The organism is Streptococcus sanguinis SK1 = NCTC 7863 (genome assembly GCF_000194945.1).
In the GTDB taxonomy this organism is placed as follows: domain Bacteria; phylum Bacillota; class Bacilli; order Lactobacillales; family Streptococcaceae; genus Streptococcus; species Streptococcus sanguinis.
In genome coordinates this window covers 655,666-678,147 of the sequence record NZ_GL878507.1, presented here as the reverse complement: position 1 = coordinate 678,147, position 22,482 = coordinate 655,666, and the positions used below count along the sequence as shown (strand labels likewise).

The 22,482-nt window shown below is 41.3% G+C and carries 24 protein-coding genes and 1 other annotated feature; all 24 genes read left to right on the top strand.

The window, feature by feature from the left end:
- Positions 1–169 precede the first annotated feature (169 nt).
- The 24 genes from HMPREF9378_RS07500 (at position 170) to rplL (ending at position 22,466) form a co-directional block, all read left to right on the top strand.
- On the top strand, positions 170–913 hold the full coding sequence (locus HMPREF9378_RS07500) for a DeoR/GlpR family DNA-binding transcription regulator (protein ID WP_002913607.1): 744 nt from the start codon (positions 170–172) through the stop codon (positions 911–913).
- Entirely contained in the window at positions 910–1,821 is a 912-nt protein-coding gene (pfkB, locus tag HMPREF9378_RS07505) for a 1-phosphofructokinase (protein ID WP_002913606.1), read from the top strand. Before HMPREF9378_RS07500 ends, pfkB begins: the two co-directional genes overlap by 4 nt.
- Positions 1,818–3,779: a PTS fructose transporter subunit IIABC gene (locus HMPREF9378_RS07510; protein ID WP_002913604.1), complete on the top strand. Its 1,962-nt coding sequence runs from the start codon at positions 1,818–1,820 to the stop codon at positions 3,777–3,779. Before pfkB ends, HMPREF9378_RS07510 begins: the two co-directional genes overlap by 4 nt.
- Before the next feature lie 126 nt (positions 3,780–3,905).
- On the top strand, positions 3,906–4,280 hold the full coding sequence (locus HMPREF9378_RS07515; protein ID WP_032911155.1) for a DUF1149 family protein: 375 nt from the start codon (positions 3,906–3,908) through the stop codon (positions 4,278–4,280).
- Positions 4,281–4,282: 2 nt separating this feature from the next.
- Complete coding sequence (locus HMPREF9378_RS07520; RefSeq protein ID WP_002913600.1) at positions 4,283–5,131, top strand: DegV family protein; 849 nt, start codon at positions 4,283–4,285, stop codon at positions 5,129–5,131.
- A 41-nt stretch (positions 5,132–5,172) separates the two neighbouring features.
- On the top strand, positions 5,173–5,940 hold the full coding sequence (gene dapB, locus HMPREF9378_RS07525) for a 4-hydroxy-tetrahydrodipicolinate reductase (RefSeq protein WP_002913599.1): 768 nt from the start codon (positions 5,173–5,175) through the stop codon (positions 5,938–5,940).
- Positions 5,937–7,136, top strand: a complete 1,200-nt coding sequence (locus HMPREF9378_RS07530) for a CCA tRNA nucleotidyltransferase (protein WP_002913598.1) — start codon at positions 5,937–5,939, stop codon at positions 7,134–7,136. The genes dapB and HMPREF9378_RS07530 overlap by 4 nt, the downstream gene beginning before the upstream one ends.
- Positions 7,133–9,001: an ABC-F family ATP-binding cassette domain-containing protein gene (locus tag HMPREF9378_RS07535; RefSeq protein ID WP_002913597.1), complete on the top strand. Its 1,869-nt coding sequence runs from the start codon at positions 7,133–7,135 to the stop codon at positions 8,999–9,001. Before HMPREF9378_RS07530 ends, HMPREF9378_RS07535 begins: the two co-directional genes overlap by 4 nt.
- The gene (locus HMPREF9378_RS07540; RefSeq protein ID WP_002913596.1) at positions 8,998–9,585 is read left to right on the top strand and encodes a hypothetical protein; all 588 of its coding nucleotides are present in this window, start codon (positions 8,998–9,000) and stop codon (positions 9,583–9,585) included. Before HMPREF9378_RS07535 ends, HMPREF9378_RS07540 begins: the two co-directional genes overlap by 4 nt.
- Before the next feature lie 71 nt (positions 9,586–9,656).
- Positions 9,657–10,067, top strand: coding sequence for a GNAT family N-acetyltransferase (locus tag HMPREF9378_RS07545; protein WP_002900432.1), 411 nt, complete (start codon positions 9,657–9,659; stop codon positions 10,065–10,067).
- A 112-nt stretch (positions 10,068–10,179) separates the two neighbouring features.
- On the top strand, positions 10,180–11,139 hold the full coding sequence (locus HMPREF9378_RS07550) for an ROK family glucokinase (protein WP_002900431.1): 960 nt from the start codon (positions 10,180–10,182) through the stop codon (positions 11,137–11,139).
- Positions 11,140–11,242: 103 nt separating this feature from the next.
- Complete coding sequence (locus tag HMPREF9378_RS07555; protein ID WP_002913595.1) at positions 11,243–12,082, top strand: thymidylate synthase; 840 nt, start codon at positions 11,243–11,245, stop codon at positions 12,080–12,082.
- Between the two features lie 124 nt (positions 12,083–12,206).
- Positions 12,207–12,719, top strand: coding sequence for a dihydrofolate reductase (locus HMPREF9378_RS07560; protein WP_002913593.1), 513 nt, complete (start codon positions 12,207–12,209; stop codon positions 12,717–12,719).
- Positions 12,720–12,721: 2 nt separating this feature from the next.
- The gene (locus HMPREF9378_RS11650; RefSeq protein ID WP_002895584.1) at positions 12,722–12,892 is read left to right on the top strand and encodes a hypothetical protein; all 171 of its coding nucleotides are present in this window, start codon (positions 12,722–12,724) and stop codon (positions 12,890–12,892) included.
- Between the two features lie 51 nt (positions 12,893–12,943).
- Positions 12,944–14,173, top strand: a complete 1,230-nt coding sequence (gene clpX, locus HMPREF9378_RS07570; protein WP_002895582.1) for an ATP-dependent Clp protease ATP-binding subunit ClpX — start codon at positions 12,944–12,946, stop codon at positions 14,171–14,173.
- 10 nt (positions 14,174–14,183) lie between these two features.
- Complete coding sequence (yihA, locus tag HMPREF9378_RS07575) at positions 14,184–14,771, top strand: ribosome biogenesis GTP-binding protein YihA/YsxC (RefSeq protein ID WP_002900427.1); 588 nt, start codon at positions 14,184–14,186, stop codon at positions 14,769–14,771.
- A gap of 147 nt (positions 14,772–14,918) precedes the next feature.
- On the top strand, positions 14,919–15,617 hold the full coding sequence (locus tag HMPREF9378_RS07580) for a glucosaminidase domain-containing protein (protein ID WP_002900426.1): 699 nt from the start codon (positions 14,919–14,921) through the stop codon (positions 15,615–15,617).
- Between the two features lie 134 nt (positions 15,618–15,751).
- Positions 15,752–17,161, top strand: a complete 1,410-nt coding sequence (locus HMPREF9378_RS07585; protein ID WP_002900425.1) for an amino acid permease — start codon at positions 15,752–15,754, stop codon at positions 17,159–17,161.
- 9 nt (positions 17,162–17,170) lie between these two features.
- Positions 17,171–18,118, top strand: a complete 948-nt coding sequence (gene mmuM / locus HMPREF9378_RS07590; protein ID WP_002900424.1) for a homocysteine S-methyltransferase — start codon at positions 17,171–17,173, stop codon at positions 18,116–18,118.
- Between the two features lie 114 nt (positions 18,119–18,232).
- Entirely contained in the window at positions 18,233–19,030 is a 798-nt protein-coding gene (locus HMPREF9378_RS07595) for a formate/nitrite transporter family protein (protein ID WP_002897632.1), read from the top strand.
- Positions 19,031–19,692: 662 nt separating this feature from the next.
- Entirely contained in the window at positions 19,693–20,409 is a 717-nt protein-coding gene (locus HMPREF9378_RS07600; protein ID WP_223330903.1) for a hypothetical protein, read from the top strand.
- Between the two features lie 208 nt (positions 20,410–20,617).
- Positions 20,618–21,241: a hypothetical protein gene (locus tag HMPREF9378_RS07605; RefSeq protein WP_002900420.1), complete on the top strand. Its 624-nt coding sequence runs from the start codon at positions 20,618–20,620 to the stop codon at positions 21,239–21,241.
- 110 nt (positions 21,242–21,351) lie between these two features.
- Positions 21,352–21,487 (top strand) — a sequence feature (ribosomal protein L10 leader region).
- Between the two features lie 36 nt (positions 21,488–21,523).
- Positions 21,524–22,024, top strand: a complete 501-nt coding sequence (rplJ, locus tag HMPREF9378_RS07610) for a 50S ribosomal protein L10 (protein ID WP_002897628.1) — start codon at positions 21,524–21,526, stop codon at positions 22,022–22,024.
- A 73-nt stretch (positions 22,025–22,097) separates the two neighbouring features.
- Complete coding sequence (gene rplL, locus HMPREF9378_RS07615) at positions 22,098–22,466, top strand: 50S ribosomal protein L7/L12 (RefSeq protein WP_002900419.1); 369 nt, start codon at positions 22,098–22,100, stop codon at positions 22,464–22,466.
- The last annotated feature ends 16 nt before the right edge of the window (positions 22,467–22,482 follow it).

Genomic DNA, 22,482 nt, shown 5'->3' with positions numbered 1-22,482 from the left:
TTGCCTTTTATTGGGCAGCTATGCAAAGATATGAAAGGAGTTGGATATAGTCCAGCTCTTTTTTGTTCGATAAAAAGATAGAAAATGAAAGTTTTTGATAGAAAGTGCTTGACATTGAAAATTAAAGAGGTATAATAATAATCGTAAACGATTTCAAAGGAGGTGCTTTATGCTGAAGTCGGAAAGAAAGCAGGTTATTCTAGAGACAGTCATAAGAGAAAAATTTGTTTCCTTAGACTATCTAGTACATGCTTTAAACACTTCAGAATCAACTATTAGAAGAGATTTGGATGAGTTGGAGAGCGAGCATAAACTGCGACGAGTTCATGGTGGAGCCGAGAGCCTTCATTTTCTACAAGAAGAGGAGAGTAATCAGGAAAAATCTATCAAAAGCATTCAAGAAAAGACAGCTATTGCCAAGATGGCAGCAAGCTTGATTCAAGAACATGATGTGATTTTTATTGATGCGGGGACAACCAATGAGCTTTTAGTTAATGAGTTGCATGACCCTAGAGTGACTGTTGTCACCAACTCCATTCACCATGCGACTAAGTTGGTAGAGCGCAATATCCCGACAGTCATTATCGGCGGAAAGGTCAAGCCCTCAACAGATGCCAGCATTGGCGGTGTTGCCCTAAATCAAATCGGTCAGTTGAATTTCGATAAAGCCTTTATTGGAATGAATGGCATTGACGATGGCTTCTTTACTACTCCAGATATGGAAGAAGGAGCTGTCAAAAGAGCGATTTTAGAGAACGCTAAGAAGACTTATGTCTTGGCTGATCTTTCTAAACTAGGACAGACGTCCTTTGTCAAGGTCGCTCCTCTTGCCAAAGCAAGCATTATTACTATTCAAAATGAATCAGAAGTGATTCAAGCGCTGAAAGAAAAAACGGAGGTGATTGAGGTATGATTTATACTGTCACACTAAACCCTTCCATTGACTATATTGTCCGTCTGGACAAAGTCCTTATAGGAAGCGTCAATCGGATGGACAGTGACGATAAATTCGCTGGCGGAAAGGGAATCAATGTTAGCCGAGTTCTCAAACGTCTAGGTATTGAGAATACAGCGACTGGCTTTATCGGTGGTTTTACTGGCAAGTTCATCACAGATACTCTGGAAGAGGAAGGAATCTCAAGCCATTTTGTAGAAGTTGAGCAGGATACTCGTATCAATGTCAAAATTAAAGCAGATGCTGAGACAGAAATTAACGGACCTGGTCCAGAAATTTCCAGTCAGAAACTAGAAGAACTTGAGAAGTTCCTTTCTTCTCTGACTTCGGAAGATACAGTAGTCTTCGCAGGCAGCAGTCCTAAAAATCTAGGAAACGTTGTCTACAAGGAGTTGATTGGCCTGACCAGAAAGACAGGAGCGCAAGTTGTCTGTGACTTTGAAGGCCAGACGCTACTGGATTCTTTAGAGTTTGAGCCGCTTTTGGTAAAACCAAATAATCACGAACTAGGTGATATTTTCGGAGTCAAGCTCGAAAGCTTGGATCAGATTGAGAGTTATGCCTGTCAAATCTTAGACAAGGGTGCCCAACATGTGATTATTTCCATGGCTGGCGACGGTGCCTTATTGGTGACTCGAGATGGTGCCTACTTCGCTAAACCTATCAAGGGCAATGTAAAAAATTCTGTTGGTGCTGGTGACTCTATGGTGGCTGGATTTACCGGAGAGTTTGTCCGGTCTGGTCATGTTATTCAAGCTTTCAAATGGGGAGTGGCCTGCGGAACGGCAACCACCTTCTCAGATGATTTGGCGACAGCTGATTACATAAAAGAAATCTATGAAAAAGTAGAGGTAGAAAAAATATGAAAATTCAAGACTTACTAAGAAAAGATGTGATGTTGCTAGACTTGCAGGCAACAGAGAAAAAAGCTGTTATCGAAGAAATGATTCAAAGCCTAGTGGATGATGGTTATGTGACAGACTTCGAGACTTTCAAAGAAGGGATTTTGGCTCGTGAAGCCTTGACTTCTACAGGTCTGGGTGACGGAATCGCTATGCCTCACAGCAAAAATGCTGCAGTGAAAGAAGCGACTGTCCTTTTTGCCAAGTCAAATAAAGGCGTCGATTATGAAAGTTTGGATGGCCAGCCAACTGATCTTTTCTTCATGATTGCAGCTCCAGAAGGTGCTAACGATACTCACTTAGCTGCCTTAGCTGAATTGTCTCAATACTTGATGAAGGATGGTTTTGCGGATAAACTGCGCCAAGTGACTTCGCCTGATCAGGTGATTGAGCTCTTTGACCAAGCTTCAGAAAAAGCAGAAGAACCTGCTGTCGTCGAACCTGCTAATGAAGGCGGAGACTTCCTTGTAGCTGTAACAGCTTGTACGACAGGGATTGCGCATACTTACATGGCTCAAGAGGCTTTACAGAAGGTCGCTGCTGAAATGGGTGTCGGCATCAAGGTTGAAACCAACGGTGCCAGTGGTGTCGGAAATAAGCTGACTGCAGAAGATATTAAAAAAGCAAAAGCTGTTATCATCGCTGCTGATAAAGCGGTAGAGATGAATCGCTTCGACGGCAAGCCGTTAATCAATCGTCCAGTTGCAGATGGTATTCGTAAGACAGAAGAACTGATTAATCTGGCTCTTTCAGGAAATGCTGAGATTTATAAGGCCGCCAATGGTGGCGGTACGGCAGAATCCAGCAATGAAAAGCTTAGCCTAGGTGGCGCTTTCTACAAGCACCTAATGAGCGGCGTTTCCCAAATGTTGCCATTCGTTATTGGCGGTGGGATTATGATTGCCATTGCATTCTTGCTGGATCAGATCTTAGGTGTACCAAAAGATCAGCTTTCTAATCTGGGAAGTTATCATGAAATTGCAGCGCAGTTTAAAGCAATTGGTGGAGCAGCCTTTGGCTTCATGCTGCCAGTATTAGCTGGTTATATCGCTTACTCAATAGCTGAAAAGCCAGGTCTGGTTTCTGGTTTTGTAGCTGGAGCAATTGCGAGCAGCGGTGCATCATTTGGCGGTGTTGCCTATGCTGAAGGCGGTCAGAAAACTCTTGATTTAGTTGGTGTATCATCTGGTTTTCTAGGAGCTTTGGTAGGCGGCTTCTTAGCTGGTGGTATCATCCTTCTCCTTCGTAAGCTTCTTGCAGGTCTGCCTCGCTCACTTGAAGGTATCCGTTCAATCTTGCTCTTGCCTCTTCTGGGCGTTCTTGTGACTGGATTTGTGATGTTGGCGGTCAATATTCCAATGTCAGCAATCAATACAGCCCTGAATGATTTCTTGGCAAGTCTGAGCGGAAGCTCTGCTGTCCTTCTTGGTCTCTTAGTCGGTGGTATGATGGCTGTCGATATGGGTGGACCGGTCAATAAGGCTGCTTACGTATTCGGTACTAGTACACTGGCAAGCACTGTTTCAACTGGTGGTTCGCCTGTTATGGCAGCAGTTATGGCAGCTGGTATGGTTCCGCCTTTGGCAGTATTTATTGCAACTCTTTTGTTCAAACATAAATTCACTGAAGAAGAACGTGATTCAGGTTTGACAAACATTGTCATGGGTCTGTCTTTCATCACAGAAGGAGCTATCCCGTTTGGAGCTGCTGACCCAGCTCGTGCTATTCCAAGCTTTATCGTAGGTTCAGCTCTTACAGGTGCTCTTGTAGGATTGTCTGGTATCAAGCTCATGGCTCCTCACGGAGGAATCTTCGTTATCGGTTTGACAAACAATCCAATCCTTTACTTGGTATACGTATTGATTGGTGCGGTAGTCAGCGGCTTTATCTTTGGTTACCTGCGCAAACCACTTAAAAAATAATATTTAAAAGAATCTCGCTTGTCAGTGAGATTCTTTTTTGTGTTTTCCAGCCTGCAAATTTTAGCATGGAAACTTCGCTCGATATATGGTATAATGGGCCTATCGCATATTTTTAGGAGAATAAAAATGAACATACAGCGCGAAAAAGAATTTGTTAGTCAGTACCATTTTGACGCCCGAAATTTTGAGTGGGAAAAAGAAAATGGAACACCTGAAACCAAGGTTGATGTGAATTTCCAATTGGTCAAAAGAGATGTCGAAGTCCATACAACTTCATTGATTGTGATTTTGACTTTTATGATTGTTTTTGAGAATTTTGTTATCAGCGGAACTATTTCGCAAGCCAACCACATTCACGGTCGTCTTATTGAGGAACCGAGTGAATTTGACCACGATGAAGTAGAAGAGCTGGCTCGGCCTTGCTTAACCATGCTTAATCGCTTGACTTATGAAGTGACAGAAATTGCTCTAGATTTGCCGGGCATTAATTTGGAGTTTTAATCATGAAGTTAGCGGTTATCACAGATTCATCGGCCTATCTGCCGGCTTCGCTGCTGGAGAATGAAAATCTTTTCGTCTTGGATATTCCAGTCGTGATTGCTGGTGAGACTTATGTCGAAGGCAGAAATTTAACAGCCAGTGAATTTTATGAAAAAATGGCTCAGTCAGATGAACTGCCTAAGACCAGTCAGCCTAGCATTGCTGAGTTAGAAGAGATTCTCACCATTCTAGACGGCAAAGACTATACCCATGTTCTGGGGCTCTTTCTATCTAGCGGAATTTCTGGTTTTTATCAAAATATTCAGTATCTGAAAGATGAATTTCATGGTTTGCAAATTGCCTTTCCAGATTCTAAGATTACCAGTGCTCCGCTCGGTATCATGGCCCAATCAGCTCTAGAATGGGCAGAACAAGGCCTAGATTTTGAAACAATTTTAGCTAATGTTCAAAAGCAGATTGATGGCACCAGCGCCTTTATCATGGTGGATGACTTGGACCACTTGGTCAAAGGAGGACGCCTGTCTAACGGTGCAGCTATTCTGGGAAATCTGCTCAGTATCAAGCCTATTCTGTATTTTAACGATCATGGTGTGATAGAGGTTTTTGAAAAGATTCGGACGGAGAAGAAGGCTACCAAGCGTATGCTGGAACTTGTCCAAGAAAGAACAGCAGGCGGTGCTTATCAGATTATGGTTATCCATGGCAATGCGCCAGAAAAAGCAGCTGAGCTTCAGCAGAATCTGCTAGACAGTGGTATTGCTGGCGAAGTTCCTATCGCAACCTTTGGCAGTGTTATCGGGACGCACCTAGGCAGGGGTAGTGTTGCACTTGCTTATATTCCTGTAATTTGATTGTCTGAATATCTGAGCTTGTCTCTGTAAGGAGGAGAAACATGAGTATCAAAGTTATTATTGCTGGTTTTAAAGGAAAAATGGGCCAAGCAGCCTATAAAATGGTGACAGAAGATCCTGAACTAGAATTAGTTGGGCTGCTGGATCCTTTTACGGATGAAAAAGAAGTGGCTGGTGTTCCCGTCTTCAATGCCAAGGAAGAATTGGCTGGACTGGAAGCCCATGTCTGGGTTGATTTTACAACCCCAAAAGTAGCTTATGACAATACTCACTTCGCTCTGGAACAGGGATTTTGCCCAGTGGTTGGAACGACAGGTTTTACTCCTGAGCAGTTGGAAGAGTTAATCACATTGTCTAGGGAAAAGGAGCTGGGCGGATTGATTGCTCCAAACTTTGCCTTGGGAGCTGTTTTACTGATGCAGTTTGCAGCTCAGGCAGCTAAGTATTTCCCAAATGTAGAAATCATTGAGCTGCATCATGACCAGAAAAAGGATGCACCGAGTGGGACAGCTATCAAGACAGCTGAGCTCATCAGCCAAGTCAGATCAAGCAAGGAGCAGGGAGCTGCTGATGAGGAAGAGTCTATAGTTGGCGCCCGAGGAGCTGATTTCGATGGCATGCGTATCCATTCGGTTCGCTTGCCTGGTCTGGTTGCCCATCAAGAAGTAATCTTTGGCAGCCAGGGAGAGGGATTGACGCTGCGGCATGATTCCTATGACCGTGCTTCCTTTATGACAGGAGTTAATCTTGCTATTAAAGAAGTTGTCAAACGCTCAGAATTAGTCTATGGATTGGAACATTTACTATGAGATTAGAAACTCTGCCTTCTGAATTTCAGGAGGCTTTGCCAGTATTAGAGAAGATAAAAGTAGCTGGCTTTGAAGCTTATTTCGTTGGGGGCTCTGTTCGAGATGCCCTTTTGCAGCGACCTATTCACGATGTGGATATCGCTAGCTCCAGCTATCCTGAGGAAACCAAACGTATCTTTGACCGTACAGTTGATGTGGGGATTGAGCATGGAACCGTCTTGGTCTTGGAAAATAACCGCGAATACGAAGTGACGACTTTCCGGACCGAGGATGTCTATGTGGACTACCGCAGGCCTAGTAAGGTTTCTTTTGTGCGTTCTTTGGAGGAAGACCTCAAGCGACGCGATTTTACCATCAATGCTCTAGCATTGGATGAAAACGGCCAAGTCATCGATCTTTTCCAAGGCTTGGATGACTTGGAAAATCAGATTTTGCGGGCAGTTGGGACGGCTGCTGAGCGTTTTAATGAAGATGCTCTCCGCATCATGCGGGGCTTTCGTTTTCAAGCTACCTTGGATTTTGACCTAGAGCAAGATACTTTCGTAGCTATGAAGGATTGTGCTCCCTTGCTGGAAAAAATTTCAGTTGAACGAATTTTTATCGAATTCGACAAGCTCTTGCTGGCTCCGTTTTGGCGCAAGGGTTTAGAAGCACTCTTGACAAGTGGTGCTATAGAATTTTTGCCAGATTTGAAGGGGAGCAGAGCTAAGTTAGAACGGCTCTTTGACTTGGCTTCAGATTTTCGCTTTTCAGCATCTGAACAGGCTTGGGCAGCCCTTTTACTGGCTTTAGATGTGCAAAATGTCAAAGGTTTTCTGAAAAAATGGAAGACTTCTCGTGAATTTGCCAAGAAAGTAGAAGACTTGGTTGAGATTGCGGCCATCCGCTCAGAACGAGACTTGACCAAGCGCGACTGCTATGACTATGATATTGACTTATTGCTACAAGCAGAAGAACTGCGGCAGGCGCAAGGTTTACCAGTGGATTTCTCTGCGATTCAGAATCTTGATGCTAGTCTAACTATTCATAACAAACAGGAAATGGTGGTTAATGGTGGTATGTTGATGCAGGAGTTCGGCTTTGAGCCTGGACCAAAACTGGGTCAAATTCTGAAAGAGTTGGAACACGCTATTGTAGACGGCTGCTTACCTAATGACTTAGAGGCCATTTATGCTTATATCGAGGAGAAGAAATGAGCGATTTTATCGTTGACAAGCTAACCAAATCAGTAGGAGATAAGACTGTTTTTCGGGATATTTCCTTTATCATTCATGAGCTAGACCGGATTGGTCTGATTGGTGTTAATGGAACAGGAAAGACAACGCTGCTGGATGTCTTGTCAGGCAAGTCGGGCTTTGACGGAGATGTCAGCCCTTTTTCTGCTAAGACGGGCTATAAAATTGCTTATCTGACTCAGGAGCCTGATTTTGATGAAGAGCAGACGGTGCTTGACACTGTTCTATCAAGTGATTTACGGGAAATGCAGTTGATTCGAGAGTATGAGCTGCTCCTGACGGCTTATGATGAAAGCCAACAGTCTAGACTAGAAGCGGTTATGGCCGAGATGGACTCGCTGAATGCTTGGGAAATCGAAAGTCAGGTCAAGACGGTTCTGTCCAAGCTTGGTCTGACTAATCTGTCACTTAAGGTTGGTCAGCTATCAGGAGGCCTTCGTCGCCGAGTTCAGCTGGCTCAGGTTCTCTTAGGTGATGCAGATTTGCTCTTACTGGACGAGCCGACCAACCACCTAGATATTGATACCATTGAATGGCTGACGCATTTCTTGAAAAATTCAAAGAAGACCGTGCTTTTCATCACCCATGATCGCTATTTCTTGGATAATATTTCGACACGGATTTTTGAGCTGGATGGCGGTCGCTTGATTGAATACCAGGGAAATTATCAAGATTATGTCCGTCTCAAGGCAGATCAGGATGAGCGAGATGCGGCCTTGCTTCATAAGAAGCAGCAGCTATACAAGCAGGAGTTGTCCTGGATGCGACGGCAGCCTCAGGCTCGGGCAACCAAGCAACAGGCTCGGATCAATCGTTTTCATGACCTCAAGAAAGATTTGGCAGGCCAGACGACTGACAGCAATCTGGAAATGAATTTTGAAACCAGCCGTATTGGTAAGAAAGTTATCGAGTTTCAAAATGTAGACTTTGCTTATGATCAGAAGCCCATTCTCTCTCAATTTAACCTTTTAATCCAGAACAAGGACCGCATTGGGATTGTCGGAGATAACGGTGTCGGCAAGTCAACCTTGCTCAATCTGATTGCTGGAAAACTTCATCCTCAGGCTGGTCAGCTCATTATCGGCGAGACAGTTCGAGTGGCCTATTTCTCTCAGCAGATTGAGGGCTTGGATGAGTCTAAGCGGGTCATTAATTACCTACAAGAAGTGGCCGAGGAGGTCAAGATAGGCAGTGGAACGACTTCCATTGCAGAACTCTTGGAGCAGTTTCTTTTTCCTCGTTCTACTCATGGGACTTTAATCGAAAAGCTTTCTGGCGGAGAGAAAAAGCGGCTGTATCTGCTCAAGCTGCTCTTAGAAAAGCCGAATGTCTTGCTTCTTGACGAGCCAACCAATGATTTGGATATTGCAACTCTGACGGTCTTGGAAAACTTTCTGCAAGGCTTTGCCGGTCCAGTCATTACAGTCAGCCACGACCGGTATTTCCTAGACAAGGTAGCCAGCAAAATTTTGGCTTTTGAGGATGGAAGTATCAGAGAGTTTTTCGGTAATTACACGGATTACTTGGATGAAAAAGCCTTTCTGGCAGAAAGCTCTGCTATTTCCCAAAAGGCGGAAAAGGAAAAATCGGCCAAAGTGCGCGAGGATAAAAAGCGCATGACCTACTTTGAAAAGCAGGAGTGGGAGTCTATTGAGGCCGATATCGAGGCGCTGGAGGAGCGGATTTCTGAGATTGAAGCGGCCATGCAGGAGAATGGCTCTGACTTTACTCGCCTGTCTCAACTCCAGCAAGAACTGGATGAGCAGAACGAGAAATTGCTGGAAAAATACGAGCGCTATGAATACCTAAGTGGGTTAGACGGATGAAAGAAATAGTGTTTAGGCAGAGCTGGTTGAAAATATTCATTTTAGCTATATTGGCGAGTGCTCTTGCAGTCTTTATGACTGCAGTTCTTGTATTACCATCTAAAAACGGATATTTGTTATTTGACTCCAATATTTCTGTGATTGAAAAAATGTTTTTAGTGATAGGTACAATTGTTTTTGATTTTCTCTCTATTTTAGTATGGATTTGTTTGTTTAGAGATAAACGTTTTCTGCGTCTAACGGAACAGGGGTTTTACTTCAGACCCCTTCTTTTTAGAGAAGTTTCGTTTTATAGTTGGGAAGAAATTCAGAGGATAGATTATAGAATTGAACGTATTCGACATTATGCAAAATATCAATTATTCAATAAGAGACATATTTTAACGATTTGTTTTCATTCAGTAGATCCTGCAGTTTTGAAGAGAAGTAGGCTCGCTTCGAGAAAGAGCAAAAGATATAAGTTTGGTATTCCTGAACCTCTAGAGATTGCTCTTATGTTACTGAAAAAAGAGAAGCCAAAACATATTTATGAAACAATGATAGATTACCATAATCAATGGCGAGCAAGTCAGAAGGATAATTAAGGTTAAGATATAGTCTGAACAGTTTCATATACTGTTAATCTAAAACCTTTAGAGATGGAAAGGAGGCATCTATGAAACTAAGATTGGAAAATACCAACTCGAAAAAGACACAAGAACTGGGAAACTTAATCAGGGCCTACAATCGATCTAAGAGGGAGCCCTCCAAAAGTGAGCCTCTTAACATATATGTAGAAGACGAACAAGGAAATCTGCTGGCTGGTATGGCGGCCGAAACTTTTGGAAATTGGCTGGAGATTGAGTATTTGTATGTGAGCGAAAAATTACGAGGGCAAGGCATTGGCTCAGAAATACTATGCAAGGCGGAACAAGAAGCCAGAGAAAGGAAATGCAAATATTCATTTGTAGATACGTATCAGTTTCAAGCCCCAGATTTTTATAAAAAGCACGGCTATACAGAAGTCTTTGCGTTGAAAGAATACCCCTATACTGGTGAAAGGTATTATTATACAAAAGACTTGTGAGTTTACTTTGGGAATAAAGATGGATTTGATTTTTACTTTTCTTTATGCAAACCTTTTCCTTACTGAAAAAATCTGATATAATGATGATAAATAAAACACAGAGGAGAACATCATGTCGAAAAAAATAATCGGAATTGACCTTGGTGGAACATCTATTAAGTTTGCTATTTTGACCTCAGAGGGCGAAATTCAGGAAAAATGGTCCATTAAAACCAATGTTTTGGACGAAGGTAGCCACATCGTAGAGGATATGATTGAGTCAATCCTGCACCGTTTGGACTTGCTTCAGCTTTCAGCAGAGGATTTTATCGGGATTGGTATGGGCTCGCCAGGAGTAGTTGACCGTGAGAAAGGGACTGTTATCGGTGCTTACAATCTCAATTGGAAGACGCTGCAGCCGGTCAAGGATAAGATTGAAAAAGCGACTGGGATTCCTTTCTATATTGACAACGATGCTAACGTTGCTGCTTTGGGTGAACGTTGGATGGGTGCTGGAGAAAACCAGCCTGATGTAGTCTTCATGACACTAGGAACAGGTGTTGGCGGAGGAATCGTTGCTGAAGGCAAGCTCTTGCATGGACTTGCTGGAGCAGCAGGAGAGTTGGGCCACATCACTGTTGACTTCGATCAGCCGATTCAATGTACCTGTGGCAAGAATGGCTGCCTAGAGACTGTTGCATCTGCGACTGGTATTGTTAATTTGACTCGTCGCTATGCTGATGAGTATGCTGGTGATGCAGAGCTGAAAAAACTGATCGACAATGGTGAAGATGTCAATGCAAAGGTTGTCTTCGACTTGGCGAAAGAGGGCGATGAGCTGGCTCTGATTGTCTATCGCAATTTCGCGCGCTATCTAGGTATTGCCTGTGCCAATATCGGCTCTATCCTAAATCCATCTACAATTGTTATCGGAGGTGGCGTATCAGCTGCGGGTGATTTCTTACTTGATGGCGTGCGCAAGGTTTATGAAGAAAATAGCTTCCCGCAGGTTCGTACTTCAACCAAGCTGGCCTTGGCTACTCTTGGAAATGATGCCGGTGTTATCGGGGCAGCTTCATTGGTCTTACAATAATTCAACAAGTATGCTTTATTTGTTCTCCTGCAGAAAGGTCTGTAGGAGAATTTTTATTGAAAATTTGCTATACTAGAAAAAGCTCACTGATGAAGGAGAAATCATGACTCTAGCAGATACGATTTTCAAAGAGAATATTAAAAAAATTATGGAGCAAGGTGTTTTTTCTGAAAACGCCCGTCCGCGCTACAAAGATGGAAATGTGGCTAATTCCAAATATATCACTGGTTCTTTTGCGGAATACGATTTGAGCAAGGGAGAATTCCCAATCACGACTCTGCGCCCTATTGCCATCAAGTCTGCCATCAAGGAAGTCCTTTGGATCTATCAAGACCAGTCCAATAGCCTGGAATTGCTCAATGACAAGTATAATGTTCACTACTGGAATGATTGGGAAGTTGGCGATACGGGAACTATTGGCCAACGCTACGGAGCCATTGTTAAGAAGCACGATATTATCAATAAAATCCTTCAACAGCTGGAAGCCAATCCTTGGAATCGCCGCAATATCATCTCTCTCTGGGATTATGAAGCTTTTGAAGAAACAGATGGCTTGCTCCCATGCGCTTTTCAAACCATGTTTGACGTTCGGCGTGTAGATGGAGACATTTATCTGGATGTGACTCTGACTCAGCGGTCAAATGATATGTTGGTTGCTCACCACATCAATGCTATGCAGTACGTGGCTCTACAGATGATGATTGCCAAGCATTTCGGCTGGAAGGTCGGTAAGTTCTTTTACTTTATCAATAACTTGCACATCTATGACAATCAGTTCGAGCAGGCGGAGGAACTATTGCGTCGGGAACCTAGCGACTGTCAACCTCGACTCGTTTTAAATGTACCCGATGGGACCAATTTCTTTGATATCAAGGCAGAAGATTTTGAGTTAATAGACTATGATCCCGTTAAACCTCAGCTGAAGTTCGATTTGGCCATTTAACGATTTTGATAAGTGTATGCGAAAACCGCCAACCTCTGCAAAAGTTCTGCTTGAATCATACTTTAAACATGCCTTTTTACAGCAAATTTGATAGAATAGAGTTACTAATACAAAGGATAAAAGGATGACAAAGAAGATTATTGCCATTTGGGCTCAGGCAGAGGGTGGTCTGATTGGAAAAGACAAGGTCATGCCCTGGCATCTACCAGCAGAATTGCAGCATTTTAAGGCTACAACTACTGGACATGCTATTTTGATGGGCCGTGTGACCTTTGATGGTTTGCAGCGTCGGGTTTTGCCAAATCGGATTAGTCTGATTTTGAGCAGGGACAAGAACTATCAAGTTGACAATGAGAATGTCTTGCTGTTCAGCAATGTGGAAGATGTCTTGGATTGGTACCACAAGCAAGATAGAAACTTGTATATTATTGGCGGAGCGCAGATTATCAGGGCTTTTGAGCCGTTTTTGGAAGAATTGATTCAGACTCAGATTGCTGCTAAACTTGAAGGAGATACCTATTTCCCTGAGACATTTGACTGGGCTCCTTATCAGGAAGTTAGCAGTGAATTTCATGCCAAAGATGAAAAGAATCCTTATGATTTTACTATAAAAAGATACCAAAGGAAGGACTCGTAAGAATGGAACGTAGTATTTTTGGTTTTTTTACGGCCTTTTTATGTGTCATTTGTCTTATTTGTGCCGTTCAAACCTTTCGGAAAAAGCGGTTTGGACTGGCAGCTTTATTTTTGCTGAATGCTTTTACAAACTTGGTAAATTCCATTCATGCTTTTTATATGACACTTTTTTAACATGTACGAAAGAAAATAAATAGATTTAGAATTTTAGAATTGGAGTAAACAATGCCTACAAGTCGTAATGATGATATGATGGTTTTTTGTTCTTTCTGTGGGAAGAATCAAGATGAGGTGCAGAAGATTATAGCTGGAAATAATGCCTTCATCTGTAATGAATGTGTGGAGCTGGCACAGGAGATCATCCGTGAAGAGCTAGCCGAGGAAGTGCTGGCAGATTTATCTGAGGTACCAAAACCTCAGGAGCTGCTGAATATCTTGAACCACTATGTTATCGGGCAAGACCGAGCTAAGCGTGCCTTAGCAGTAGCGGTCTATAATCACTACAAGCGTATTAACTACCACGACAGCCGTGAAGAAGAAGATGTGGAACTGCAAAAGTCAAATATTTTGATGATTGGTCCGACTGGGTCAGGTAAGACCTTCCTGGCGCAGACTCTGGCTCGCAGCCTCAATGTGCCTTTCGCCATTGCGGACGCAACAGCTTTGACTGAAGCTGGTTATGTCGGAGAAGATGTTGAAAATATCCTTCTCAAGCTTTTGCAGGCGGCTGACTTTAATATCGAGCGTGCTGAGCGCGGGATTATCTATGTCGATGAGATTGACAAGATTGCTAAGAAAGGCGAAAATGTCTCTATCACCCGTGATGTTTCGGGTGAAGGAGTTCAGCAAGCTCTGCTGAAGATTATCGAAGGAACAGTAGCTAGTGTACCGCCGCAAGGTGGACGCAAGCATCCGCAGCAGGAAATGATTCAAGTAGATACCAAGAATATTCTCTTCATTGTTGGCGGTGCTTTTGACGGTATCGAAGAAATCGTAAAACAGCGTCTGGGTGAGAAAATCATTGGTTTCGGTCAGAACAACCGAGCAATCGACGAAGATAGTTCCTATATGCAGGAAATTATCTCAGAAGACGTCCAAAAGTTCGGGATTATCCCAGAGTTGATTGGTCGTTTGCCTGTTTTTGCTGCTCTGGAGCAACTAACAGTTGATGATTTGGTTCGGATTTTGAAAGAGCCTAGAAACGCCCTTATTAAGCAGTATCAGGCACTTCTGTCTTATGATGATGTTAAGCTTGAATTTGACGAAGATGCTCTGCAGGAGATTGCCAATAAAGCGATTGAACGTAAAACAGGTGCACGAGGGCTTCGCTCTATCATTGAAGAAACTATGATGGATGTCATGTTTGAAGTTCCAAGTCAGGAAAATGTCAAACTTGTCCGCATTACCAAAGAAGCAGTAGATGGAACAGATAAGCCTATTCTAGAAACTGCCTAACGAGGTGCTTATGGAAATCAATACCCACAACGCAGAGATTTTGCTGAGCGCAGCCAATAAATCGCATTACCCTCAAGACGATATTCCAGAGATTGCTTTAGCTGGCCGATCCAATGTTGGAAAGTCCAGCTTCATCAATACACTTCTCAATCGTAAAAATTTAGCGCGAACTTCAGGAAAACCTGGAAAAACGCAGCTGCTAAACTTTTTCAACATTGATGACAAGCTGCGTTTTGTTGATGTGCCAGGTTATGGCTATGCCCGTGTTTCCAAAAAAGAGCGTGAAAAATGGGGCCGGATGATTGAGGAATATCTGACTAGTCGTGAAAATCTCAGAGCGGTTGTCAGCCTTGTTGATCTTCGGCATGATCCTAGCGCAGATGATGTGCAGATGTATGAATTTCTGAAATATTATGACATTCCAGTTATTTTGGTTGCAACCAAAGCTGATAAAATCCCTCGCGGAAAATGGAATAAGCACGAGTCAGCTATTAAGAAAAAGCTGGACTTTGACAGAAATGATGATTTCATTCTTTTTTCCTCAGTCACCAAGGATGGCTTAGATGCCGCTTGGGACGCGATTTTGTCAAAAATTTAATAATGCGAATTAAATCCAACTTGTTTTTGAGTTGGATTTTTTGAAATAAAACGAAAAATGTCATATACTTGTAAATTATCAATAGTGTTTTTTTAATCTTTAGTATGTTACAATGGTATCATTAACATCTTATTCAGGAGAAGTGCTGTGAAAAAGAGAATTTCAAAAAAAGGTAAGAGAATCCTTTCAGCTTTATTCATCATGACGACGACGATTGCTGTTGGTTTCGTCTTGGCAAAGCATATTAATCCTGCTAGTGCCAATAATAGCGACCAGCAGCCTATGAATCAAACAGACTATTTCATCTCACAAATCGGTGAGCCAGCGCGCCAGTTGGGACAGGACAACGATCTTTATGCTTCTGTTATGATTGCCCAGGCTATTTTAGAAAGTGGCTCAGGACAGTCTGGTCTGTCAGGTGAACCTCATTATAACCTTTTCGGTATCAAAGGTAACTATGATGGTCAGTCTGCTAATATGGAGACTTGGGAAGATGATGGAGAGGGAAATGCTTATACCATCAACGATAGTTTCCGTTCATATCCTAGCTATGTAGAGTCTCTGCAAGACTATGTTACGGTTCTCAAACAGGGGCATTTTGCAGGCGCATGGAAGAGTAATGCGCCAACCTATCAGGATGCAACAGCTGCCCTGACTGGTGTCTATGCTACAGATACTAGCTATAATACTAAATTGAATTATATTATTGAAAAATATGATTTGACTCGCTTTGATTCACCACTCTATGAGTCTGGAGCTGGCTATATCGTTTACAATCCTTATCGTCAGCAATACACTACTCAAGATATCTTGGATGTCGATACTGCCTGGGCGAATAGATTTTAATAAAGACAACAAAAAAGAGGGAGACCTCTTTTTTAGTATATATAGATTTTCTTTATGGCCCAAATAAAAAATATATATGATTCCTTACTTTCCTTTATGATACAATAGGTAAATAGCAAAAAAATAAAGGAAAAATGATGACTAAAAAAGATTCAAAACATGAACATTCTCAAAACCACAACTTTGAGAATGAAGGTGAATTTCAGCGTAAAATGACGAGCAGGCATCTCTTTATGCTGTCGCTTGGCGGTGTTATTGGGACAGGTCTTTTTCTCAGTTCTGGTTATACGATTGCTCAGGCAGGACCTTTGGGGGCCATCCTGTCTTATCTAGTTGGAGCAGTGGTGGTTTATCTGGTTATGCTCTCTTTAGGAGAACTTGCTGTTGCCATGCCAGTGACTGGTTCTTTCCACACCTATGCAACAAAGTTTATTAGTCCAGGTACAGGTTTTGCGGTTGCTTGGCTCTATTGGCTTTGTTGGACAGTGGCTTTAGGAACAGAGTTCTTGGGTGCAGGTATGCTGATGCAACGATGGTTTCCTAGTGTTCCAGCTTGGTTTTTTGCAGCTTTTTTTGCAGCTGTAATTTTTGGGATGAATGCTCTTAGTGTTAGATTGTTTGCAGAAGCAGAATTCTACTTTTCAAGTATCAAGGTCATCACGATTATTGTCTTTATTATCTTGGGAATTGGTGCGATATTTGGTCTGATTCCTATGAGCCACCATCAAAATGCACCATTCTTCAGCAACTTGACAGCTCATGGAGCTTTTCCTAAAAGCTGGACAGCGCTTTTGTCTATTATGTTGGCAGTAAACTACGCCTTTTCAGGCACAGAACTCATTGGTATTGCAGCAGGAGAGACGGATAATCCGACAGAAGCTGTGCCTAAAGCTATTAAAACAACGATTGGTCGTTTGGTAATTTTCTTTGTTTTGACAATCGTTGTTCTAGCTGCTCTGTTACCAGTCAAGGAAGCAGGAGTGACACAGGCTCCTTTCGTAACTGTTTTTGATAAGATTGGTTTACCTTATGCAGCGGATATCATGAATTTTGTTATTTTAACAGCTATTCTGTCAGCGGGAAATTCTGGTCTATATGCTTCCAGTCGTATGCTATGGTCTTTGGCAAATGAAGGAATGATCAGCCGAAAAGTTGTAAAAATTAATCGACATGGTGTACCAATGAGAGCTCTCTTATTATCTATGTTAGGGGCTGCATTATCACTTTTTGCAAGTTTTTATGCGGCAGACACAGTTTTCCTAGCTTTGGTTTCGATTGCTGGTTTTGCGGTAGTAGTTGTTTGGTTGTCTATTCCCATTGCTCAAATTCGTTTCCGCAAAGAATGGCTGAAAGATCACCAAGAAGAGGAACCAGCTTTCAAAACTCCCTTTAGTCCTTTCTTGCCTTACATTACGATAGTTCTTTTGGTTTTATCTGTCGTTGGGATTGCTTGGGATAAGTCGCAAAGAGCAGGACTTTATTTTGGTCTACCTTTTGTTGGTCTTTGCTATCTATATTATTACCTTCGTCATCGTGGATTCTAGGAGTATAGCATGGGAAAATTTAAAGATTTGCTTGACAAGCAAGAAATTATTATTTTAGATGGAGCCTTAGGTACAGAGTTGGAAAGCCTGGGATATGATGTATCTGGCAAGCTTTGGTCAGCTCAATACCTATTAGACCAGCCTCAGATTATTCAAGATGTTCATGAAAGCTATGTAAGAGCTGGCAGTGACATCATCACTACGTCCAGTTATCAGGCTAGCATTCCAGCATTTATAGAGGCAGGACTAACTCCTGAAAAGGGTTATAATCTTTTAAAAGAGACAGTCTTCTTAGCACAAAAGGCAATCGAAAATGTCTGGACGGGATTATCTCCTGAAGAGCAGAAACAGAGACCTTATCCTCTAGTTGCAGGCTCGGTAGGCCCTTATGCCGCCTATTTAGCTGATGGTTCCGAGTATACGGGAGACTACCAGCTGAGTGAGGAAGAATTTCGAGATTTTCACCGTCCGCGTATCCAAGCTTTATTAGAAGCTGGGAGTGACTTGTTGGCTATTGAAACGATTCCAAATGGAGCAGAGGCGGCAGCGATCCTCCGACTTTTAGCTGAGGAATTTCCGCAGGCTGAGGCTTATTTGTCCTTTGTCGCCCAGTCGGAGAATGCTATATCAGATGGCACTAAGATTGAGGAATTAGGGAATTTGGCTCAAGAAAGTCCACAAGTCCTGGCAGTTGGTTTTAACTGTACAGCTCCACATTTAATTGCTCCGCTATTAGATGTGCTTGGACAAGTGTGCAACAAACCTTTTCTGACCTATCCAAACTCTGGCGAAACTTATAATGGCTTGACCAAGACTTGGCATGACGATCCAGAGCAGGAGCGGAGCTTGCTGGAAAATAGTAAACTTTGGCAAGAGCAAGGAGTGCAGCTTTTTGGTGGTTGCTGCCGAACACGGCCAGAAGATATTGCTCAGTTAGCAAGAGGATTAAAGGGTTGAAAAGTTATTTTTCAATCCTTTTTTAGAAAATTTAAAAAGGTTCTCGAAAACGCTATCAAAAGAAAGAACTTTGTGATATACTATACATAGTTTAAATTAATAGGAGAATCTTTTATGCCTGAATCGACATTTATCCCGAAAATTGAAGCAGCTTGCCGCAAGAAAGAAGCATTGTTTGATACAAGCAAGGCCAAGTACGCTGTTCGTTCCATCTTTGCTGGAGCTTTCCTAACCTTCAGTACTGGTGCTGGAGCCATTGCGGCAGATTTGACGAATAAGATCGTTCCAGGAACTGGGCGTTTTCTCTTTCCTTTCATCTTTGCTTGGGGATTGGCTTACATTGTCTTTCTAAATGCAGAGTTAGTGACTTCCAACATGATGTTTCTGACTGCTGGTACCTTTTTGAAGAAGATTGACTGGAAAAAAGCCTTGATGATTTTGCTTTATTGTACCTTTTTTAATCTGATTGGCGCCTTGATTGCCGGCTGGCTCTTTGCTAACTCGGCTGCTTATGCGGGACTTAGCAAAGATAGTTTCATTTCAGGTGTTGTGCAGATGAAGCTTGCTCGATCTAATGAGTTGATTTTGCTCGAGGGAGTCTTGGCCAATATCTTTGTTAATATTGCTATTCTTTCCTTCGTTTTGGTCAAGGATAGTACAGCGAAGCTCTTCTTAGTTATATCAGCCATTTATATGTTTGTATTCCTGACTAACGAACACTTGGCTGCTAACTTTGCTTCCTTCGCTATCGTGAAATTCAGCTCAGCAGCAGCGGAAGTGCAAAATTTTGGTATTGGAAATATACTGCGCCACTGGGGCGTAACCTTTATCGGTAACCTCATCGGTGGGGGCCTACTCATAGGTTTGCCATACGCTTGGTTTAATAAGGAAGAAAGTAATTATGTGGACTGACAAAAAAGGATTTTCGAATCCTTTTTTTGACGTCTCATTAAAACAAATAGAACCCTATGGACAAATTTGATAACCTTTTGACATTGGCAAAACTTTCTAAACACGAACTATAAAATTATAACACAATTAAAAGTTCGTATTTATCTTCCAAATTGATTTACAAAACAATCAAAGTAATCTATAATAGGATGTAGGTTAATATGTTATAAAAGGAGATTTATGTAAAGAGTATAAAGATTTGGGAGATAGATTTCATATCCGTTACTATATAGAAATAAATAGTTATTTTCTATTAGATAATGATGATGTTAGCATGATTGCACGGACGCATTTTGTAGAATAGTAGATAACTAAGGGAGATGTTTACATATCACAAAAGTACAGCCAAGAATTCAAGGAACCCCTTGTTCGTTTACATGATTCATGTAAGCTATTCTCGGAATTAGTCAAAGAGTATGGCATCTCTAATCAGACGATTTATAAATGAATAAACCCCTGTGAAAAACCTGCTGGTCAGGATTCTATCAGTCTTTTCCTGCACCAAGTTCAAGAAATGCTTAAGGTACTGACCAAGATGAAGGAGGAGATAATGGAATAAAATCACAAGGATAAACCATGGTTTTTCAAACAATGGGATGATGGCTAAGGAAAAGGAGAAGGTTATGAAGAAATTTTTAAAAATATTCATTATAATTTTAGGAGGTTTAGTAATGATGACAAATTTGTTCGGTTGTGATAAAAATAGCCGAGCTCATGTGGAAAGTCAGTTTGTGGATTTAGAAAAAATTTATTCTACTGCAAATGTTTTGGACTTGTTTAAATTTTATCCAAAAGGATTTGAAATTATTTATACAGTTTCAAATTTTGACGAGACTGGGAAAGATGTTCAATATTCTATAAATGTTTCAGGGAATCCTATTGATAAATCCATTAAAGGATTTATTGAAAAAAAAACTGGACAGTTTTTTGAAGATGATAAAACTAGTGAGATTGAGTACAAACACAATATTCAATATTCTGCTCAAGGGTGGGAGAGTTTAGATTCAGATTATGTTATGGAGGAAGAAACGAAAAACATCACTTTTCTCTTTCAATCCAATGTTTTTTCTGAAAAAATATTGGCCGGCTATAAATTGATTAATAGTCGATATACCCCTGAAGTTCCTGCCTATCATTTGGCATATTATTTGGATGAGGAATTAGCAAAAAAGAATCACTTGGATTCATCTTGGAGAAATCAAAATGAAAATTTTGTTCTTTCGTTTACCAGAAATATCAGTGATGATAGAAAATATGTTCAAGTTAATATGTCTACTTCGCGTTCCCTAAAATCAGAAACTATAATAAATGAATATAGAGAGGTGAATGATAATGAGTAGTGAATTGACAGCGTATGTGTTTTACTTAACCTCCCCAGTAAAAAATGCTTAAGTTTGTTAAATTAATTTGGTATATTACGCAATCAAAAGCAAATGTTATGAATAAGATCACTGTTCAGTCGCCAGATGGAAACAAAGTTAAATACACAAGAGGAGGAATGCGATATAAAAGGCGATAAAGAATTGAGTTTAGGAGGAGCTGGGGGAAATGGGAAAAAGGATTAAGTTTTCTCCGCTAAAAGCTAGAATTTTGATGATGGTCAGTCCAATGTTTTGCGCTATCTTCTTTGGTTTGGGTTCGTGTAGTTTTATTGATCATACATTAAAAGTAGGATTATCATTTTGGCTAGATATGATTCGTGAAGATTTTATGTTGGTTCTTTCCTTTATTTGGTTCAATATGAGTTTAGTCAAGTCTATCTATAGAATGATAAAAAATAATCTTTTGTTAAACAGTAATATTCAGGAATTGAGAGATTGTTATCCTGAGCTTGAGGAGGACTGGCAAAATCTTAATGATGCGGACTACCTTGACAAAGATTTGCAAGTTTTGGTTTATGGCGATCATCTCATTTGTTACAGGACATTTGATATTGCCTACCTGCCAGAATGTTCTAAGATAGATGCATTTATGAAGATGTATCGTTTAGGTAGTCGTTATAAGGTGAGACGAGTTCATTTTTCTGCATGGTATCTTGATGGCAGTGAATCTGAACTCCGTACAAATGAGTTGCGAAGTTTTGCCGGAATTAATCAGAAAGCTTGTAAAGATGCCTTATTTGATTATATAAGAGAGAACTTTGATTATATTGAACTCGAAACTTTCGACTAAGGGAAAGAAGTAGATATTAGTCAAGTAAGAAATTTGCAGAAAATAATGACTAAATTTAAAAAGATTGTATAAAAATCTTGCAATCTTTTTTTTCTTTTGCTATAATTATCAATGGTTTGAAAAAACTGCCTAAGACAGTAGGGGAGCTCGACTCATAAAGATCCTACCGAGGACAAAACGTATCATGTAAAAAGAAGCGTATTGTACTTTCGTGTCTAGGTTTGGGCGCGTTTTTCTTTTGGAAAATTCCCAAGCAAAATAATTACGGAGGTGAAACACTAAATGAGTGAAGCTATTATTGCTAAAAAAGCGGAACTGGTTGACGCAGTTGCTGAGAAAATGAAAGCTGCTGCATCTATCGTCGTTGTTGACGCTCGTGGTTTGACTGTTGAGCAAGATACCGTTCTTCGTCGTGAGCTTCGTGGAAGTGAAGTTGAGTACAAAGTTATCAAAAACTCAATCTTGCGTCGTGCAGCTGAAAAAGCTGGACTTGAAGACTTGGCATCTGTTTTTGTTGGACCATCTGCAGTAGCATTTTCTAACGAAGATGTTGTTGCTCCAGCGAAAATCTTGAACGACTTTGCTAAGAACGCTGATGCACTTGAAATCAAAGGTGGTGCAATTGAAGGCGCTGTCGCATCAAAAGAAGAGATTCTTGCACTTGCAACTCTTCCAAACCGCGAAGGACTTCTTTCTATGCTCCTTTCTGTACTTCAAGCGCCAGTTCGCAACGTTGCACTTGCTGTCAAAGCAGTTGCAGACAACAAAGAAGACGCAGCTTAATCTTAAGCTACGCAGCGTAGCCTAGCTACGAAAAAAATATTATAAATTTAAAAATTATTTGGAGGAAATAACAATGGCATTGAACATTGAAAACATTATTGCTGAAATTAAAGAAGCTTCAATCCTTGAATTGAACGACCTTGTAAAAGCTATCGAAGAAGAATTTGGTGTAACTGCAGCTGCTCCTGTAGCTGTAGCTGCTGCTGGTGCTGGTGAAGCTGCCGCTGCTAAAGATTCATTCGATATCGAATTGACTGCTGCTGGCGACAAGAAAGTCGGCGTTATCAAAGTTGTACGTGAAATCACTGGTCTTGGCCTGAAAGAAGCTAAAGAACTTGTTGATGGTGCACCAAACGTTATCAAAGAAGGCGTTGCTGCAGCAGAAGCTGAAGAACTTAAAGCTAAATTGGAAGAAGCTGGAGCTTCAGTTACTCTTAAATAATAGAGTTTCCAATCAT

Coding starts and splice junctions, on each gene's coding strand:
- HMPREF9378_RS07500 (WP_002913607.1), top strand. CDS start 170: ATGCTGAAGTCGGAAAGAAAGCAGGTTATTCTAGAGACAGTCATAAGA.
- pfkB (WP_002913606.1), top strand. CDS start 910: ATGATTTATACTGTCACACTAAACCCTTCCATTGACTATATTGTCCGT.
- HMPREF9378_RS07510 (WP_002913604.1), top strand. CDS start 1,818: ATGAAAATTCAAGACTTACTAAGAAAAGATGTGATGTTGCTAGACTTG.
- HMPREF9378_RS07515 (WP_032911155.1), top strand. CDS start 3,906: ATGAACATACAGCGCGAAAAAGAATTTGTTAGTCAGTACCATTTTGAC.
- HMPREF9378_RS07520 (WP_002913600.1), top strand. CDS start 4,283: ATGAAGTTAGCGGTTATCACAGATTCATCGGCCTATCTGCCGGCTTCG.
- dapB (WP_002913599.1), top strand. CDS start 5,173: ATGAGTATCAAAGTTATTATTGCTGGTTTTAAAGGAAAAATGGGCCAA.
- HMPREF9378_RS07530 (WP_002913598.1), top strand. CDS start 5,937: ATGAGATTAGAAACTCTGCCTTCTGAATTTCAGGAGGCTTTGCCAGTA.
- HMPREF9378_RS07535 (WP_002913597.1), top strand. CDS start 7,133: ATGAGCGATTTTATCGTTGACAAGCTAACCAAATCAGTAGGAGATAAG.
- HMPREF9378_RS07540 (WP_002913596.1), top strand. CDS start 8,998: ATGAAAGAAATAGTGTTTAGGCAGAGCTGGTTGAAAATATTCATTTTA.
- HMPREF9378_RS07545 (WP_002900432.1), top strand. CDS start 9,657: ATGAAACTAAGATTGGAAAATACCAACTCGAAAAAGACACAAGAACTG.
- HMPREF9378_RS07550 (WP_002900431.1), top strand. CDS start 10,180: ATGTCGAAAAAAATAATCGGAATTGACCTTGGTGGAACATCTATTAAG.
- HMPREF9378_RS07555 (WP_002913595.1), top strand. CDS start 11,243: ATGACTCTAGCAGATACGATTTTCAAAGAGAATATTAAAAAAATTATG.
- HMPREF9378_RS07560 (WP_002913593.1), top strand. CDS start 12,207: ATGACAAAGAAGATTATTGCCATTTGGGCTCAGGCAGAGGGTGGTCTG.
- HMPREF9378_RS11650 (WP_002895584.1), top strand. CDS start 12,722: ATGGAACGTAGTATTTTTGGTTTTTTTACGGCCTTTTTATGTGTCATT.
- clpX (WP_002895582.1), top strand. CDS start 12,944: ATGCCTACAAGTCGTAATGATGATATGATGGTTTTTTGTTCTTTCTGT.
- yihA (WP_002900427.1), top strand. CDS start 14,184: ATGGAAATCAATACCCACAACGCAGAGATTTTGCTGAGCGCAGCCAAT.
- HMPREF9378_RS07585 (WP_002900425.1), top strand. CDS start 15,752: ATGATGACTAAAAAAGATTCAAAACATGAACATTCTCAAAACCACAAC.
- mmuM (WP_002900424.1), top strand. CDS start 17,171: ATGGGAAAATTTAAAGATTTGCTTGACAAGCAAGAAATTATTATTTTA.
- HMPREF9378_RS07595 (WP_002897632.1), top strand. CDS start 18,233: ATGCCTGAATCGACATTTATCCCGAAAATTGAAGCAGCTTGCCGCAAG.
- HMPREF9378_RS07600 (WP_223330903.1), top strand. CDS start 19,693: ATGAAGAAATTTTTAAAAATATTCATTATAATTTTAGGAGGTTTAGTA.
- HMPREF9378_RS07605 (WP_002900420.1), top strand. CDS start 20,618: ATGGGAAAAAGGATTAAGTTTTCTCCGCTAAAAGCTAGAATTTTGATG.
- rplJ (WP_002897628.1), top strand. CDS start 21,524: ATGAGTGAAGCTATTATTGCTAAAAAAGCGGAACTGGTTGACGCAGTT.
- rplL (WP_002900419.1), top strand. CDS start 22,098: ATGGCATTGAACATTGAAAACATTATTGCTGAAATTAAAGAAGCTTCA.